Here is a 15,444-nt window from a genome sequence, read left to right as displayed (position 1 = left end):
GCACGACGTAGGTCATCGCACAAGGATCGGCGGACCAACGATGCAATCGCCCCATCCCGCCCAGGTGTGTGCACTTGGCGCGGGAATTACGAAACTCTATATTTCGCGTACAAGTACCCACGTAACCCAGTGGACCATGCGGTCGCCAAGGTTATCGGTGACAAGCATGTCAGGCATCACCTGCCCTTCCTCGACCCGCACAGTTTTGCCCCCAAATTCGTCGGTACGCCATTCCCCTGAGACAGGACATAGCTCACTAGTACGGACTGGTTGCACGAAAGCCGCGTCGGGCAACTGACTATCACGGCGCGGGGCAAGAAAGTAGGCCGACTCATCGGGCACGATACCATCCCGGTAGCGCGTGTCTTCCCACAGCAAGCGCCAGTGTGTCGGCACAGGGACCAAGTCCCAATTGTCGTCTTCTTCGTCAATTAGCGAGAGATTGGGCGCGCGGATCTGTGCGACGAAGTAATTGAAACAGCCCGCATTACGCATCGCTTGCGCATCTCGCAGTGAAGCGCTTTCCGCCTGCATGGGCTCCCAGATGCCATCGCAAGGTACCTCCTCGCCAGAGCGGATCATCAAACCGCGAGGTTCCGGCATCTCGGGCAGCACACTCGGGAATACCGGGAATTCGAGTTCGTAGAAACTGTAGTTGTATTGGCTTTTGTCGAGCAGCCACTCGGGATCCTGGAGCCGCGCAAATTGATCGCTGGTGCCCGCCACCTCCAATGGCGCATCGTCGGCCTGATACATCGATGCACGTAGCAACCGCGCGAGCGCATCGACCTTCGGGGGATACGGCAGGAACTGGCCACCACGCTCCCAATAGTTCGGATTTTTGTAGAAATAGTCGGAGAGGTAACCGGTCCGCGTCACAGCGCGCTCCAGCGCCTCGTCTTTGCGCCAGACGAAGCGGCGCCCTAGCGACAGCTCATCGAGCCCCGTGTCGTACTGCTTCAGAATCTCGTAGATGGTAGCCAGATGATCCGCAGACACCATTTCCGGATCTTTCGGCGACCAGGTTTTCACGGCCGTCTCGTAGGCTGCCGCAAATGTCCTGAAGGCGTCGCGCTTCTTGTGCCAAAGCGAATAGCTGCTAATGCGCTGGAGCAACCAGAAAATCTTGCGCCGCACGCTTTCGTCCTGCATGTCGATGTCTTGCATTACTCAGTCCGGCCTTGCGAATTAAAGAGGCTATACAAGGATGCCATGGTCGTTCTCACTTCTCACGCACTTCATCGTCGGCGAGTTTTCGCGTTGTCGCCGCGCTCTTGTCCGCGGCGTCACTATAACCGTGCACACGCTCGACATCAGTCCAGTTGGTCTTGAAGAACTCGAAACGCACGCCGCCGATCATTTCCGTGCGCACAGCGTTTGAACCAGCGGCTTTCACTTCGTTGCCAATGGTCGTAATACGTTCGACGAGGTCTTTGCCGAAGTTGGCGACGAGTTGCTCTCCGCCGCCCTCAAGGTATTGGAAGGGCGGATCCGGACTGTATTGTTCCGCGATTCATCCCATCCACGCTTTTGCTTCGGGCCAGAGTTCCGCCAGATTATCGGGCAAGTGCGCGACGACCATGAAGCCGTTTGCATTCCAGTCATCCAGCACGGCTGCACCTTCGCGCCATACCTTTGCCGTCTTCGGCACTTCGCCCACGCCCCAATACGCCGCGCCCCAGAAGCCGCCCGCGAAGGATTCACCGGCCGGCGTGACCTTGCTCGCATTGCCGAAAACCCGATAGATCTTCTTGCCTGCCAGTTCGCGCGACGTCACCGCCGTGATCCCACCATGGAACGACGCAATGTCCTTGTAGACCTTTTGCCCCGGGAACACTGGTATTTCGCTGGTAGCGTAAAAAAGATTCGGCCAGCCCTTCGCGATATATGGCTCGAACCGCGCTTTCAATCGAGCGACCAGTTTGATGTTGCTGACGCGCGCGGGGATTGAGGCGTACTGCCCACGAAGTGCAGGCGGCCGCTTCAATTCTTCCCTGAGTTCCGCCTCGGTTTCGCGCGCGATCTTCGGCTCACCGCCCGTTGCAACGATGTGCTTTTCGCCATCGTAGGCCGTATTCTGCAATACGCGGATCTTTTCGTTCAGTTCGTTCAGCGCTTTGGGTACCATCTTGTCCGCTTCCCGCGGCAACGCGCCGAAGCCGTCGGCGACCATCTGCAGTTGGCCGTGCCATTGCTCAGGAAGCACGCTTCCGATATGCGACTCCAGAGTCTTTTCGATCGTGCGGTGCACCGTCGAGCAGAAGCTCTTGAGCCTCTCGATAAGCTGAGCCTGATACTGGTGTACATCGAGCGCGCGCAACCACTCCGGAGCGTTGCCATGCCCAACCCGGTTGAGATACGCAATCAGTTCCTGGAGCAGCCTTTCATCCTTTGCGGCGTCGCCGGCCACGCGCAACGCGAGCCGTCCCACGCCCTTGATAACGCCGCCCATCACGGGAATCAGTGCAAATAGCAGCACCACCAGCGTGACCCACTCCATCATCTCTTCGCGCTTACGCGGATCGCGCGACATGCCGATGCTCACGGCGAGTAGATCGCGCACGGCCGTCACGTCGCCGACCACGGGGATCATCCCAATTGCCGCATCTGTGATGATCTGGCTGATCGACTGCTTCTCATTGAACGCGCCCTGCATCGTTCCCCAGCACCACTGTCCGACCTCAAGTGAGGTCTTTTTGAAGTCGTCGAGGCTTAAACTCACGCCTGCGCCTCCCCGTGCTTCGCAATGAGTGCGTCGATGTCGCCATCAGCCAGTGACGGCCCCTTGTAGTCTGGATTTTTCGTCAAGTTCTTGCGTGTCCACTTGCGCGAGTCTGGGCCAAGCTTCACGTCGACCGTGCCAGCAGGGATGTCTTGCAAATTCATGCGGCCCTGCGCATCCAGCGCTCCTTTGCGGGTGCTTCCGTCCGCCAGCGTTGCAAAATATTTCGCACCGTGCACTGGTTCGTTATCGTGGTAGAGGTAACGCATCGCGGCGGCGAACTTCGATGTTGGAAGTGCCGGCAACGGCCAGACTATGCTGGCGGGCCCGTTGAACGCATGCTGGGTACCCTTGATGTCCACCTGGCCGGGAGCGTGAATCTCAATGTCCCCCCCTTTGATACGGATGTATGCGCCACCAGAGGTCAACAGGATTTCGTCGCTCGCAACAACTTCAATATTCTCCGTAGCTGAAATGACCTTGATGGTCTTTTGCGCGGTCACTTCGATGTTGTCGTCGTGCGCCTGAATCTCCACTTTGCCTTTGCCCGCGAACAGCTTCATGCCGGCGTTCTGCACGAACAGACTCAGTTTCTGTGCGGCGCTTACGATCAGCGACTTGCCTGTGGCCACGTAAGTGCTTTGCCCGCTAACGAGATTAATCTGTTCGTCGGCTGCCATGTGCGTCGACTGCTGTGTCGAAAGTGCAATACCCGCGGGATTTGCCATCAGCATCACAGGTTTGTTGAACGCATTCGCGTTGCCGGTGCCACCGCCCGCAGTATTACCGCCGCTCGCCGCTGCGCCCTGCGTGGTCGATTGCGTTGCACTGGCGAACGTCTTGAGCGCATCGCTGCCGTCTTTCAGCGATTCCGCCTGATGCGTCTCGCTCGCCTGCGAGAGCGAGCCCAGCGCATCCTGCGCGCTGGTGAGCTGCGCATGCGCTTCGCTCACGTCCAGTTGCTGGCTCCCCGTGCCCTTCACATAGGTGCTGACGTAAAGCCCCTGGCCCGCGCGGATCGCTCCATACGCATCCGATTTCAGATCGAAGCCGCTGCCCAGATACGATCCACGAGAATTCGCGCTCTGAGCAATCAGATAGCCCAGATGCAACTGCGAATTCGCGCTGGTGCTGTAAAGCTGCATGCGGTTCTGGCCCGTCGCGTCGTCCATCACCATCTGGTTATAGCCGCTGCCGCCGTACTCCTTCGACTTGTAGCCCGAGAGAATGCCGTTCGAATGCCAGTGTGGATTCGTCGAGCCGTTACAGACGCGCCCGGTCGCGATAGGCCGGTCGCAATCGCCCCCAACCCAATCTACGATCACTTCCTCGCCTATGCGCGGCACGTGCACGCCGCCGTAGCCGCCGCCCGTATCGGACATCGCCACGCGCACCCAGCACGAGGCTTTTTCGTCGCCCGCGTTCAGGCGGTCCCAATGGAAACGCACCTTGATGCGGTTCAGCGAGTCGGTGTAAACCTCTTCGTTCGCGGGCCCAACCACGATCGCCGTCTGCATGCGCATCTTCGGCTTGTAATGCTCGAACGGACTGCGATACGGCACTGCCCTGCGCTGCGCCTCGATTCTCACTAGCAGGAAGCCAACGCTTCCATCCATGCTCTTTATCGTCAGCGCGTCGCGTTCGCCCTGATGCGCCGTCTTGATCGCCGCAAGCGCTTCCTGCAGGCTGTGCGGAAACGGCTGCGTCTGCGCATTGGAAACCGGCAGGTTGTTTTCGATGTACCACTGCGCCTCGATCACCGCGAACTGGCGATCCTGCTGGCTGTCCGTGTCGTGCTCCGGGTGGCCGTCGAGTTCGAACCAGTGGCCCGCATCGAAGCGGCGCACGGCGCCCATGCCTTCGAAGCGCTTGGCACGCGACTCCCATTCCTCCATACGCAGTTCCGAGAGTGCGTCGCCGCGCGACTGCTCGCCGTAGGTATAGGCGCCGGTGTACTTGTAGACCTCCATCTGCCTCGGCAGGTTGCCCTGCGTAGTGAGAAGGAATCGACGTGCCCATCGGATTGACAGTGGTCGAAGGGGATTTGTAGTCGAACGTGCGTGTGGTGAGCGTGACGCTCTGCAAAGTGCGCGTGCCGCTCCATTGCACGAGCGCGTCGGTTTCGCTATTGACGCCCGACCGGTAAAAATTAACCGATTTCGGATTTAAAGCCGGCAATGTACCGATATTATCGGCAACAACAACCGCATGGGATTTGCCGTCTTCCGCCTGTTCGAAATAACTGAATTAGCCCTCGGACTCCATAATCCGCTGGCAGAAATTCCAGTCGTCTTCGTATTGCATGCAGAACGAGCGGGACGGCAATGCATTCTGAATGGCGAAGCGGAATGCGCCCTGGGCCTGGGGATGCGCGTTGAAGACATCGGTGAGAATGGCGTCGGCGGTTTTATCCTGCCAGATGCGGGCGTCCTTGCGGAACTTCAGGAAGTGCAGCCACGAGGCGAATTCGAGCTGATAGCTCGTCAAACCGCCGTCCGCGCCCAGCCGCCGCGCCGTATGGACGTAGCCGTGGTGCGGGAGATACGGCTGGCCGGTCTGCTGGAGCCAGAACGTGACCGGCTGGGCGATGAGCGTCTTCAGCTCGATATGGCCGTCGGTGGAAACGGCGTCGAGCGTAAAGCCATAATCGCGGCCAATACGTGAATGGCCAATTACGCGTTGCGGCAGGAGGACATTATTACCGAGTGGTGTATCCAGCCTGAGCAGCCGGCCAGTTTGTACGAGGCCCCCGGTAATGGCCGCAATCAGATCCTGCGCCCCCATTTTTCTGTTCCTGAAGGTAATTCTTAAATTGGCGGCGTAATTCTACAGATTTTTTAATGCAAGCACCTATACCAGACAAACGATTTTCAACGCCCCCGAAAGAAGCTGATTGAATCACCGAAAAATGTCCGAATGGTTAAATCAATCCCCTACTCCCCCCGCCCCTCCTCCGCCGCCATCACCAGACGCTCCATCCGCCGATCCGGTACGAGCCACAGCAACGCCACCGCCACAAAAAACAACGCACCCACATGCGGCCAGCCCGCCGCCGCCAGCGCCATCCCCAGCACATACCCCACCACCGAAGCCTTGCCCTTCACATCGCGTCCCAGCGCCCGCGCGAGCGCGCTTTGCGCGCCGTGATGGCGCACCAGCGTCCCCTGCAGAACCACATACGCAAGCGCGCAAAGCAGCAGATTCACGCCATAAAGCACGGTAGGCCAGCGCCCGAAATGGTTCTCGCCCATCCACCCCGTGGTGAACGGCAGCAGCGAGAGCCAGAACAGCAAATGCAGATTCGCCCACAGCACGCTGCCGTTCACGCTGCTGGAAGCGTGCAGCATGTGATGGTGGTTGTTCCAGTAAATGCCGACGTAGATGAAGCTCAGGATATAGCTGAGCACCGTGGGCCATAGCGGCAGCAGTTCCGCGAGGTCCTCGCCGTGCGGCACCTTGAGTTCCAGCACCATGATGGTGATGATGATGGCGAGCACGCCATCGCTGAACGCTTCGAGTCGGTTCTTGTTCATCGGCTTCGTTGTTCGCGGGTCGGGTCAGGCTGGCGCAAGTATGGCCGAAAGCGCCGGCAGACGCCACGCCGGCCGGCCACGTGCGCGATGCGCAACTCGGCGTTACAGTGCAGAGGCAGCGCGACGAACGCCGCGCCGGCGCGTGCGTGGAAACTCGCCCAAGCTTGCCGCAATACAGAGGAATGCCATGGATACCGGACCGGACGCCTCACCCCCGCCCATCGCTCCGCCCGCGCGCCGCCTGCGCGTCTGGGATCTGCCCGTGCGGATCTTTCACTGGCTCGCTGTCCTGCTCGTGGCGCTCGCGTATGTCTCGCAGCGCATGAACTGGATGCAGTTGCACGTGCGCGCGGGCGAGACGCTGCTCGCGCTCGTGCTGTTCCGTCTGCTATGGGGTTGCTTCGGCAGCGAGACCGCGCGCTTCACGCGCTTTGTCGCGACGCCCGCGGCGGCGTGGCGGCATCTACGTCATCTGATGCGCCGCGAACCCGACGTGCAGGTCGGCCACAACGCGGCGGGCGGCTGGATGGTGCTATTGCTGCTCGCGCTGCTGCTCGTCGAAACGCTCTCCGGTCTCTACGACAACAACGATATCGCCGACGAAGGTCCGCTCTCCGAAATCGTCCCCGCCGCCGTCTCGAACGCCATCGCGGCGATCCACGCCTATGGTTGGGACCTGCTCGCGGCAGCCGTCGCGCTGCACGTCTGCGCGATCGCGGTCTATGCGCTCGTCAAGGGCCACAATCTGCTCGGCCCGATGGTGACGGGCGCGAAGCGTCTGCCCGCCACGGTGCGCGCGCCGCGGCGCGCTTCGATCTGGCTCGCGGCGCTGCTATTGGCTGTTTCCGCGCTCGTGACGGCGCTGCTGGCCATGTATCTGTGAGCCGATGAACGGGCGCGCACGCGGTCCGTTCAATTCGACGCCCAACCCTAGCCCGCGGGCACGGTCAGTATCGGCGCCTTCTGATCCTGATTGGCCTGCGCGAGCGCGATGACGTTTTGCAGCACCGTCAAGGCGTACTTCGAATCGAAGTCGTCGTTGTCGATCCAGTACGTGGCGTCGTGATAGACGACCGTCGCGTACGCATCGGGCGGCGGCTTCTTGCCCACGTGCACGACGATGGTGGGCCGCGTCTCGCCGCCCACGAGATGCACGGTCGGCACTGTCGAGCCGCGCTTGACGTCCTCTTCGGGCACCGAGATCTGTGCGCCCAGGTTGGTGAGGATGCCCATCACCGAGCGCGTCACCATGTTGATGGTGCGGCCGTTGCCCGACGAGGGGCCGTAGACCACCGCATATTCGCGCACGACGGGCGAGAGCCGCAGCAGGCGGCGCACTTCGGCGAGATCGGCGGCGGTGCCGGGCGGCGCGTCGTCGCTGCCGAGCGTCATCGTCACGCTGGGCGCGCGGTCGTGCTCGCCCTGCTTGTAGTTCACGGTGAGCTGTCCCGCGAGTTGCAGGCGGCGCAGCGCGCGCAGCAGCGAGAAAAAGCCGGGGCTGCCGTCGCTCTCCGGGCCGCCGAGCGGCGCGGCGTTCTGCAGCCCGCCGATCGATTGCACCGAAAGGCGCAGCAGCAGGTCGATGGGCACGCCGCTATCGGCGAGCGGCAGCAGCAGCTCGGTCGGCAAGGGGCGGATGTAGCCGGTGGCGAGCGCCTCGCCCGTGGTGGGCACGAACGTGAAGGTCGGGTGATTCGAATACGATGCGCCCGCCGTCGCCTGGCCGTAGGTGGTGCCCGCCGGGCTCGAGCCGCTTTCGCCGGTCACGCCCGCGCTGGCCTCGAACGTGTACGACGCGATGATCTGGCTCACCGCCACGAACGAAGGCGAATCGCCGAAGCGCAGGCCGACGATGGTCGCGAGCATCTCGCGCTTTTTCGCGTCGCCGAGCGCGCGTTCGTAATCGACCTGGTCGGTGCGCAGCAGGTGCGGGCCGAACCAGGCGCAGCCCGATGTCATGAGGAGCGGGCACAATGCGGCGGCCAGGAGCCGCCGCCGGGGCAGCAAACGAAATGAAATCATGTGGGCAGCAGGATGAGGTGGGCACTGGAGGCGATGCGTGCAGCAAGCTCCATGCCTCGCGGGCCGCACGGCACGCGGCGCTTGACGTAAAATCTACCGTTCCCCACCACTCCAGACGACCAGACAGCAGATGGCTACCTACCTCGAATTGCTCGCCGAAAAACGCGCCCTCGACGCGCGCATCGAAGCGATGCGCACCGAGGCGGCTCAAGAAGCGCTTACGGCCGCCCGTGCCGCCATCGCCGAATTCGGCTTCACCCCGGAAGATCTGTTCGGCAAGCCGCGCCGGCAAAAAGGCCCGCGCCGCGCGCGCAAGAACGCGCAAGACGGCGCCGATGGGCAAGACGCCGACCAGGCGAGCTTCGATCTGTTCGGCGACGCTGCCGGGCATTGAAACACCGCGGTCCGCAAGCGTTCGACGCTTGCGGACCGGTCGTTCATGCAGCGAGCGCGCGAGCGCTCCGCCCCGCGAGAATCAGCACCTCATCCTCGCCATTTTAGTTGGTAATCCAAACTATCTGCGGGGCTACGCTCTTTTCGCGCGCATAAGCACGAGCACGCTAGCAAGCACGAATAATTCGATCACGCCACCCACCGCGTGAATCCCCCGCTTTGCACCATCGAAAACCCTCCACGAAATCGCCTTGAAGCATGCACTCGCATTACGTCTGCAAGATCGATGCGTTAGCAAACGTCTTTATTTAAAGGCGCGATAGAAAAACCATCGTGGATAATTTGTACACGTTCAACTCGACAGATGGTGTTTTTCCACGATAATGTGTTCCAGAAGATGCGCGCCGGCACGCGGTCACCGCGCCGGACGACGCCTCAAGTGATACCGAATCGCATCGCGTTTGTGCAGTCTCGCAGTCACAATCCGCAACGAGGGAATCATTGAGAAACCGCATCGTCCGCGTTGTCCTCTGTGCCATCGCGCTCGCGCTGCCGTGCGCGGCGTCGTTCGCGGCTCCCCCCGCGGAGCGCGCGCCTGACACGATGCAGGCCCGCGTGATGGGCTGCGCCGCCTGTCACGGCGCGCACGGCGAAGGCACCGACAACGACTACTTCCCGCGCCTCGCCGGCAAGCCCGCCGGCTATCTCTACAACCAGCTCATTGCGTTTCGCGACGGTGGCCGCAGCTATCCGCCGATGAACTATCTGCTCGCGTATCTGCCCGACGCCTATCTCAAGCAGATCGCCGGGTTCTTCGCGCAAGAGCACCCGCCCTATCCGCCGCCCGCCGCGCCCAAGGTGGATGCGGCCATGCTCGCGCTCGGCAAATCGCTCGTCACGAACGGCGCGCCCAACCGCAAGGTGCCCGCGTGCGCGGCCTGCCACGGCGCCTCGCTCACCGGCATGCAGCCCGCCATTCCCGGCCTCGTGGGCCTGCACGCCGACTACATCAGCGCGCAACTGGGCGCGTTCCGCTACGGCACGCGCCGCGCCGCGAGCCCGGACTGCATGCACGACATCGCCTCGCGTCTCTCCGAGCGCGACATCACCGCCATCGCCGCCTGGCTCGCCGCGCAGCCCGCGCCCGCCAGGCCGACGCCCGCCGCGCCCTCGTCCTTGCCGCTCGCGTGCGGCAGCGTCCCCCACTAGCCGAGGCCTCGACGTGCGCAAACTTCGATCCCTCATCCCGACGATGCCGGCTCCGACGCAAGCATCAACGCAAGCGTCAACCATCGCCCGCACCTTGACGCTCGCCGCCGCGCTTTTCTGCGCCGGCGCCGCGCCCACGCACGCGCAGTCCGGCGCGCCCTCCGCGAACGCCGCCGATGCGGCCAGCGCGGCGGCCGCTGCGGCATCGGCCAATGCCAAGCCCGTGGCGGCCAATGCCGTGCTGCTCGCGCGCGGCGAGTATCTCGCGCGCGCCGGCGACTGCATCGCCTGCCACACCGTGCCTTCGCAGCAGATGTTCGGCGGCGGCCGTCCGATGGAGACGCCGTTCGGCACGCTCTATACGCCGAATATCTCGTCGGACAAGCAATACGGCATCGGCGCGTGGAGCGCCGACGAGTTCTACCGCATGCTGCACGAGGGCAAGTCGCGCGACGGCACACTGCTCTATCCCGCGATGCCGTTCGCGTCGTACACCAAGGTCACGCGCGCCGACTCCGACGCGATCTACGCGTATCTGCAGTCCACGCAGCCCGTGCATCAGCCCAATCGCGCGCATACGCTGCGCTTTCCGTATAACCAGCGTTCGCTGCTGCTCGGCTGGCGCGCGCTGTTCTTCCGCGCGGGCGAGTACAAGCCCGACCCGAAGCAGTCGGTGGAATGGAATCGCGGCGCGTATCTGGTCGAAGGCCTCGGGCACTGCACGATGTGCCACACGGAGATCAACGCGCTCGGCGGCAACACCGCCTCGAAGGAATTCCAGGGCGGCCTGATCCCACTGCAGAACTGGTACGCGCCTTCGCTCACGTCGAACAAGGAGGCGGGCCTCGGCGACTGGAGCATCGACGACATCGTCGATCTGCTGCACGCCGGCGTATCGAATCGCGGCGCCGTGTATGGGCCGATGGCCGAGGTCGTCTACGACAGCTTCCAGTACCTCACCGAAGACGACGTGCGCGCCGTGGCCGTCTATCTGAAGTCGCTGCCGGGTCATTCGGGCGAGGTCGACAAGTCGCCGAAAAGCCCGTTCGTGACCGAGGAAGCCAACCGTCTCGCGCCGCTCGGCAAGAAGATCTACGAGGCGCAGTGCGCGGAGTGCCACGCCACCGAAGGCCAGGGCAAGCTGCCCAACTTCCCGCCGCTCGCGAACAACCAGTCGATCCAGATGAATTCGGCGGTGAATCCCATCCGCATGGTGCTCAACGGCGGCTATGCGCCGGGCACGAAGAAGAATCCGATGCCGTACGGCATGCCGCCGTTCGCGCAATTGCTCTCCGATGAGGAGGTCGCCGCCGTGGTCACCTATATCCGCACGGCATGGGGCAACCACGGCGCGCCGGTTTCGGAGCGCGAGGTGAATGCGCTGCGCTCGGCGCCGCTTTTCTGAGCCGCGCCGGCAAAGTTTTCAAACTACGCTTTTCACTGCGTTGCAAACCGCGTTTCAAACTGCGTTTCAAGCTGAGGCCGCGATGATCGAGACTCCCGTTCCGCAACAGCCGGGCGAGCGCCCGCAGCACGAGCAGATCGACGAGATCGTGCGCCGCGGACCCTGCGGCGCGCTCGCGCTCGCCGGCATCGCCACGGCCATCGTGGCCGCGATCTGGCTGGCGTTCTACTTCCTGGTGTTCCTGCCTCGCGGCGTCATTCAATAGCCACCATGACTTCGCACTAACTTCACTCTCTTCTCGCGCCAACCGCTCTCATGTCCACGCAACCAACCGATCCCCATGCCAGCGCCGAAGTGGCCGCGCGCGTGGAGCGCCGCTGGGCCACGCTCATGGTGGCGCTCGTCCTCGCCATGGTGGCGATCGTGATCTTCACGGGCCTGCACTGGAAGATGATGCCGCCTTCGCGCGTCGAGATCATCGACCCCGAAACGCTGCACGTCTCGGGCGAATTCGTCGAAACCAATCTCGGCAGCGCGCTCGAGCCGGACGGCTCCGTCACGGTGCGCGTGATCGCGCAGCAGTACTCGTTCACGCCGCAATGCATCGTGGTGCCGACGGACACGCCCATCACCTTCCGCGCCACCAGCGCCGACGTCGTGCACGGCTTTCTCGTGACCGACACGAACCTCAACACGATGGTCGAGCCGGGCTACGTCTCCACCTTCCGCACGACCTTCGCGAAGCCCGGCGACCACCTCATGCCGTGCCACGAGTATTGCGGCACGGGCCATCAGGGCATGTGGGCGCACGTGAAGGTCGTCGATCGCGACGCGTTCATGCAGATGGCCGCCCTTCCGGAGAACCATTCGCGGAGACTGAGCTGTGTTAAATAACAAGCGACTCGTGCTCGCCCACTTCTGGCTCGCGTTCATCCTGTTCGGCGTCGCGCTGCTGCTCGGCGCATGGCAGATGCTCGTACGCAGTCCTTTGCATCCGTGGCTGCACGACCCCGAGCTCTATTACCGCTCGGTGACCGAGCACGGCACCGTGATGGGCTACGCGTTTCCCACGCTGATCGCCATGGGCTTCGGCTACGCGGTCAGCGAGCTCGCGTTGAAGCGCCCGCTCGTGGGCGTGCGCTGGGCATGGCTCGGCTTCATCCTGCTCACGCTCGGCGCGGTGAGCGCTTCCGTGCCCGTCGCGCTCGGTCGCGCCTCGGTGCTCTACACCTTCTATCCGCCGATGATCGGCAACGTGTTCTATTACATCGGCGTCGTGCTCGTAGTGGTGGGCTCGTGGGTCTGGGTCGCGCTGATGAGCGTGAATCTCGCCGCGTGGAAGCGCGAGAACCGCGGCAAGCCGGTGCCGCTCGCGATGTTCGCGACCGTGGCGGGCGCGTATCTGTGGGGCTGGACCGCCGTGGGCGCGGCCATTGAAGTGCTGTTCCAGATCCTGCCCGTCGCGCTCGGCTGGCGCAGCACCATCGACGCGGGCCTCGCGCGTGTGTTCTTCTCGTGGACGCTGCACGCCATCGTCTACTTCTGGCTCATGCCCGCGTACATCGCCTATTACACGATCGTGCCGCGCGCGATCGGCGGGCGCCTCTATAGCGATGCGATGGCGCGCATCTCGTTCATCCTGTTCCTCGTGGTGGCCATGCCCATCGGCCTGCACCACCTCTTCACCGACCCGCAGGTGGGCTCGGGCTTCAAGTTCCTGCAGTCGGTGTTCACGGCGCTCGTGGCCGTGCCCACGCTGCTCACGGTCTTCACGATCTGCGCCTCGGTCGAGATCGCGGGGCGGCTGCGCGGCGGCAAGGGCGTATTCGGCTGGATCGCGAAGCTGCCGTGGCAGAACCCGCAGATGCTCGCCGTGGCGCTCTCGTTCGTGATGCTCGGCTTCGGCGGTGCGGGCGGGCTCATCAACATGAGCTACCAGCTCGACCAGCCGATCCACAACACGCAATGGGTCACGGGCCACTTTCACCTGATCTACGGCGGCGCGATCGTCATCATGTACTTCGCCATCGCCTACGATCTGTGGCCGCAGCTCACGGGCCGCGCGCTCGCCAACTGGCGCCTCATGCGCTGGCAGCTCTGGCTCTGGTTCATCGGCATGATCGTGACCACGTTTCCGTGGCATATGGTGGGCATTCTCGGCATGCCGCGCCGCATGGCCTACTTCGACTACAGCGACCCCGCGCTGGCCGGGCAGGCCGCGCTCGTGGCCATCTCGGCCGTGGGCGGGCTGATTCTCGTGATCTCCGCGATCCTGTTCTTCGTGGTGCTGCTGCAGGGCCATCGCAGCGCCGCGCAGGCCCCCGAGGAATACCGCTTCAGCACGCCAGTGCACGAATCTCCGGTGCTACCCGCCGCGCTGAACGGTTTCGCGCTGTGGCTCGTGCTGATGGTCGCGCTCACGATCACCAACTACGGCTACCCCATCGCCCAACTGCTCGCGACACCCAACACGGCCGTGCCCGCGATTCCGATTGGAGCGCCGCGATGAGCGACGAACGCCTGTTCACGTTACGCAATGTCTGGTTCCGCGCGAGCGTGGGCGCGACGATCCTCGCGCTCGTCGCCTCCGCGCTGATCGGCTTCATCTGGCTGCCTTCCGCGCAGAGCGATCCGCAATTCCAGGGCATCTGGAACGCCATCTGCAGCGCCGCCGGGGTGCCGCGCCAGTGGTACCAGGTGGGCACGCCGATCACGCCCGGCTACAAGGTCAGCACGGTCGAGCTCACGCCGCACATGCTCGACGACGCCACGACGCTCTCGATCGGGCGCGGCGCCACGCTCTCGCTGCGCTGCACGATGTGCCACGGCCCGCGCGGCATGAGCGAGGCCAACTCGCCGAATCTCGCGGGGCAGTTCGCGAGCGTGGTGTACAAGGAACTGCTCGACTTCCAGAGCGGCGCGCGCAAGAACGCGGTGATGTCGCCGATGGCGCAGAATCTCTCGGATCAGGACATGCGCGATCTCGCGGCCTACTACGCCTCGCTGCCGCCCGCTGCGCGCATTCGCGGCGACGCGCCCGCGATCGTCTCGGAAGGCGCGCCGCTGCGCAATATCCCGGCGTGCGCGGCGTGCCACGGCGGCGTCGACCACAAGGTGGGCAGCCCCTGGCTCGACGGCCTGCCCGCGGCCTATACGAAGGCCCAGCTCGCGGCCTTCGCGGACGGCACTCGCCACAACGATATTTCCGAGCAGATGCGCAATATCGCGCGCAACATGACCCCTGAGGAAATCGACGCGGCGGCCGCCTGGTACGCGGGCGGCGCGCACTGAACGCGCGGCACGCCGCTTGCGCGCTCCGCGCTTTCCCCCTCGCACTTGCGGAGAAACATCATGCAAAAGACGGCAACCGCCCAATGGCATGGCGGCATCAAGGACGGCCAGGGTTCGATCTCGACCCAGACCGGCGTGCTCAAGAACGCGCCCTACGGCTTCGCCTCGCGCTTCGAGAGCGGCCCCGGCACCAACCCCGAGGAGCTGATCGGCGCCGCGCACGCGGGCTGCTTCACGATGGCGTTCTCGCTCTTTCTCACCGAGGCGGGCTTCAAGGCCGATAGCATCGAGACGAAGTCGACGGTCACGCTGGAAAAGGTGGGCGAAGGCTTCTCGATCACCGCTTGCCAGCTCGACATGAGCGCGAAGATTCCCGGCATCGACCAAGCGACCTTCGAGAAGCTCGCGACCGGCGCGAAGGAGAACTGCCCCGTCTCGAAGCTGTTCGCCAACAACGCGAAGATCACGCTGACCGCGAAGCTTGTGCCCTGAGCCGGAGAGACGATCATGGCCATTGCTCACGCCACGCCGGGCGAAGTCTTCGACGTGCGTCCGCTCGGCGGCGCGTTCAAGGACGCGAAGTCGACCACGCTGATCCGCGCCGCGCAGCTCGAGGTGATCCGCCTCGTGCTGCCGGCCGGCAAGCGCCTGCCCGAGCACCACGTGCCCGGCGAAATCACGGTGCAATGCGTGGAGGGCGTGATCCGCTTCTTCGTGAAGGGCGAGCCGCGCACCATGCAGGCGGGCGAGATGCTGCTGCTCGGCGCGGGCGAGCAGCACGCGCTCGAAGCGCTCGACGACGCCTCGGTCATCGTCACGATCCATCTCGTGCACGACGGCAAGCAAACGTAAGCGCCAACGCCGACGAC

15 protein-coding genes and 1 pseudogene are annotated in these 15,444 nt (G+C 63.6%); 10 read left to right on the top strand and 6 right to left on the bottom strand.

What is annotated here, in order from left to right:
* Positions 1-96 precede the first annotated feature (96 nt).
* From U5775_RS10165 to U5775_RS10145, 5 genes and pseudogenes are all read right to left on the bottom strand, one after another.
* The gene (locus U5775_RS10165; RefSeq protein ID WP_322058006.1) at positions 97-1,167 is read right to left on the bottom strand and encodes an Imm72 family immunity protein; all 1,071 of its coding nucleotides are present in this window, start codon (positions 1,165-1,167) and stop codon (positions 97-99) included.
* Between the two features lie 55 nt (positions 1,168-1,222).
* Positions 1,223-1,396: a hypothetical protein gene (locus tag U5775_RS10160; RefSeq protein ID WP_322058005.1), complete on the bottom strand. Its 174-nt coding sequence runs from the start codon at positions 1,394-1,396 to the stop codon at positions 1,223-1,225.
* A 117-nt stretch (positions 1,397-1,513) separates the two neighbouring features.
* On the bottom strand, positions 1,514-2,722 hold the full coding sequence (locus U5775_RS10155) for a hypothetical protein (protein ID WP_322058004.1): 1,209 nt from the start codon (positions 2,720-2,722) through the stop codon (positions 1,514-1,516).
* Positions 2,719-5,506, bottom strand: a pseudogene (locus tag U5775_RS10150) (type VI secretion system Vgr family protein). Before U5775_RS10150 ends, U5775_RS10155 begins: the two are co-directional and overlap by 4 nt.
* A 149-nt stretch (positions 5,507-5,655) precedes the next feature.
* A complete protein-coding gene (locus U5775_RS10145; RefSeq protein WP_322058003.1) occupies positions 5,656-6,255 on the bottom strand; it encodes a TMEM175 family protein in 600 nt (199 codons plus the stop codon).
* A gap of 187 nt (positions 6,256-6,442) precedes the next feature.
* On the opposite strand from U5775_RS10145, the gene U5775_RS10140 reads away from it, so the two are divergent.
* Entirely contained in the window at positions 6,443-7,138 is a 696-nt protein-coding gene (locus U5775_RS10140) for a cytochrome b/b6 domain-containing protein (protein ID WP_322058002.1), read from the top strand.
* A gap of 47 nt (positions 7,139-7,185) precedes the next feature.
* Here the strand turns inward: U5775_RS10140 and U5775_RS10135 are convergent, their stop codons facing one another.
* Positions 7,186-8,259 carry a hypothetical protein gene (locus U5775_RS10135; RefSeq protein ID WP_415913552.1) on the bottom strand — a complete coding sequence of 358 codons (1,074 nt, stop codon included), beginning with the start codon at positions 8,257-8,259 and terminating at the stop codon, positions 7,186-7,188.
* A 148-nt stretch (positions 8,260-8,407) separates the two neighbouring features.
* Between U5775_RS10135 and U5775_RS10130 the strand changes: the two genes are divergently transcribed.
* The 9 genes from U5775_RS10130 (at position 8,408) to U5775_RS10090 (ending at position 15,427) form a co-directional block, all read left to right on the top strand.
* The gene (locus U5775_RS10130) at positions 8,408-8,671 is read left to right on the top strand and encodes an H-NS family nucleoid-associated regulatory protein (RefSeq protein ID WP_322058000.1); all 264 of its coding nucleotides are present in this window, start codon (positions 8,408-8,410) and stop codon (positions 8,669-8,671) included.
* Between the two features lie 602 nt (positions 8,672-9,273).
* Complete coding sequence (locus tag U5775_RS10125) at positions 9,274-9,879, top strand: c-type cytochrome (RefSeq protein WP_322058152.1); 606 nt, start codon at positions 9,274-9,276, stop codon at positions 9,877-9,879.
* A 43-nt stretch (positions 9,880-9,922) separates the two neighbouring features.
* Positions 9,923-11,284, top strand: a complete 1,362-nt coding sequence (locus U5775_RS10120; protein WP_415913551.1) for a c-type cytochrome — start codon at positions 9,923-9,925, stop codon at positions 11,282-11,284.
* Between the two features lie 82 nt (positions 11,285-11,366).
* The gene (locus tag U5775_RS10115; RefSeq protein WP_322057998.1) at positions 11,367-11,549 is read left to right on the top strand and encodes a hypothetical protein; all 183 of its coding nucleotides are present in this window, start codon (positions 11,367-11,369) and stop codon (positions 11,547-11,549) included.
* 50 nt (positions 11,550-11,599) lie between these two features.
* On the top strand, positions 11,600-12,178 hold the full coding sequence (locus U5775_RS10110; protein WP_322057997.1) for a cytochrome C oxidase subunit II: 579 nt from the start codon (positions 11,600-11,602) through the stop codon (positions 12,176-12,178).
* Positions 12,168-13,793 (top strand): b(o/a)3-type cytochrome-c oxidase subunit 1, encoded by a 1,626-nt coding sequence (locus U5775_RS10105; protein WP_322057996.1) that lies wholly within the window; start codon positions 12,168-12,170, stop codon positions 13,791-13,793. Before U5775_RS10110 ends, U5775_RS10105 begins: the two co-directional genes overlap by 11 nt.
* Positions 13,790-14,575 (top strand): c-type cytochrome, encoded by a 786-nt coding sequence (locus U5775_RS10100; protein WP_322057995.1) that lies wholly within the window; start codon positions 13,790-13,792, stop codon positions 14,573-14,575. Before U5775_RS10105 ends, U5775_RS10100 begins: the two co-directional genes overlap by 4 nt.
* A 60-nt stretch (positions 14,576-14,635) precedes the next feature.
* A complete protein-coding gene (locus U5775_RS10095; RefSeq protein WP_322057994.1) occupies positions 14,636-15,067 on the top strand; it encodes an OsmC family protein in 432 nt (143 codons plus the stop codon).
* A gap of 15 nt (positions 15,068-15,082) precedes the next feature.
* Entirely contained in the window at positions 15,083-15,427 is a 345-nt protein-coding gene (locus U5775_RS10090) for a cupin domain-containing protein (protein ID WP_322057993.1), read from the top strand.
* Positions 15,428-15,444: the final 17 nt, after the last annotated feature.

Source organism: Paraburkholderia sp. J63 (assembly GCF_905220245.1).
Classification (GTDB): domain Bacteria; phylum Pseudomonadota; class Gammaproteobacteria; order Burkholderiales; family Burkholderiaceae; genus Paraburkholderia.
The sequence above is the reverse complement of the archived record's forward strand: the minus strand, read 5'-3'. Positions and strand labels throughout refer to the sequence as shown.

Bases quoted from the DNA above. Each gene is read 5' to 3' on its own strand.
- U5775_RS10165 (WP_322058006.1), bottom strand. From the start codon at position 1,167: ATGCAAGACATCGACATGCAGGACGAAAGCGTGCGGCGCAAGATTTTC.
- U5775_RS10145 (WP_322058003.1), bottom strand. From the start codon at position 6,255: ATGAACAAGAACCGACTCGAAGCGTTCAGCGATGGCGTGCTCGCCATC.
- U5775_RS10140 (WP_322058002.1), top strand. From the start codon at position 6,443: ATGGATACCGGACCGGACGCCTCACCCCCGCCCATCGCTCCGCCCGCG.
- U5775_RS10130 (WP_322058000.1), top strand. From the start codon at position 8,408: ATGGCTACCTACCTCGAATTGCTCGCCGAAAAACGCGCCCTCGACGCG.
- U5775_RS10125 (WP_322058152.1), top strand. From the start codon at position 9,274: ATGCAGGCCCGCGTGATGGGCTGCGCCGCCTGTCACGGCGCGCACGGC.
- U5775_RS10120 (WP_415913551.1), top strand. From the start codon at position 9,923: ATGCCGGCTCCGACGCAAGCATCAACGCAAGCGTCAACCATCGCCCGC.
- U5775_RS10115 (WP_322057998.1), top strand. From the start codon at position 11,367: ATGATCGAGACTCCCGTTCCGCAACAGCCGGGCGAGCGCCCGCAGCAC.
- U5775_RS10110 (WP_322057997.1), top strand. From the start codon at position 11,600: ATGTCCACGCAACCAACCGATCCCCATGCCAGCGCCGAAGTGGCCGCG.
- U5775_RS10100 (WP_322057995.1), top strand. From the start codon at position 13,790: ATGAGCGACGAACGCCTGTTCACGTTACGCAATGTCTGGTTCCGCGCG.
- U5775_RS10095 (WP_322057994.1), top strand. From the start codon at position 14,636: ATGCAAAAGACGGCAACCGCCCAATGGCATGGCGGCATCAAGGACGGC.
- U5775_RS10090 (WP_322057993.1), top strand. From the start codon at position 15,083: ATGGCCATTGCTCACGCCACGCCGGGCGAAGTCTTCGACGTGCGTCCG.